The organism is Stenotrophomonas sp. 21LCFQ19 (assembly GCF_056861425.1).
On sequence record NZ_JBSPUF010000035.1, the window covers coordinates 1 to 937 of the forward strand.

Below are 937 nucleotides of genomic sequence, written 5' to 3' on the forward strand. Positions count from 1 at the left end.
CAGGCGCAGGGCGATTTCCTTGTCGTGAGCCCAAGCCACCATCGCTTTTCCGCAAAATTCCTTGCCATTGTCCGTCCTGATGACTCGCGGCAGGCCGCGCTGAGCTGCCAGCCTGTCCAGTACCCTGGATACCCCTTGGCCCGATATCGCTCGCTCCACTTCGATGGCAACTGCCTCATGGGTCGCATCGTCGACGATGGTCAGACACTTGATCACCCGACCCTCAGCAGTTCGATCAAACACGAAGTCCATCGACCACACTTCATTTGCAGCGAACGGCCGTATCAGCGGCTGTCGCTCGCCCACTGCGACCTTTTTGCGCTTCCTGCGGCGCACTTGTAGACCGGCTTCCTGGTACAAGCGCTCCACCCGCTTGTAGTTCACAAAAAGCCCTTTTTGCCGCAGCTTCAGATGAATCATGCCCACGCCGTAGCGTTTGTGCCGTTGCGCCAAAGCGGCGATCTGCTCACGAAGCTCGGCGTTGTTGTCGGGCCTGGGCACATATCGCAACGCGCTGGCGCTCATGCGCGCTACCGCCAGCGCTCGTCGTTCGCTCAACCCTTTCTCAACCATGCTCCGCACCAGCAGTCTTCGCGCTGGTGCGGTCACCACTTTTTTCGCAATGCATCCTTGATCACATCATTCTCGAAGACCTGCTCAGCCAGCAGCTTCTTCAGGCGCGTGTTCTCCGCTTCCAGGTCCTTCAGCCGCTTGGCATCGGGCACGCTCATGCCGCCGAATTTGCTACGCCACAGGTAGTACGAGGCCTCGCTGAAGCCGTGCCGGCGGCAAAGATCCTTGATGGGCATGCCTGCTTCAGCCTCACGCAGGAAGCCAATGATCTGTTCTTCGGTAAAGCGCTTCTTCACGTCCAATCTCCTTGTCATTGAGGATTGGACTCCAAACCGTTGTGCTACTCAATCTTGGGGGGACGTCG

General features: G+C 58.5%; 1 pseudogene. It reads right to left on the bottom strand.

The window, feature by feature from the left end:
- A pseudogene (locus tag AC13FW_RS20495) lies at positions 1–887 on the bottom strand (IS3 family transposase); the annotation flags it as partial.
- Positions 888–937: the final 50 nt, after the last annotated feature.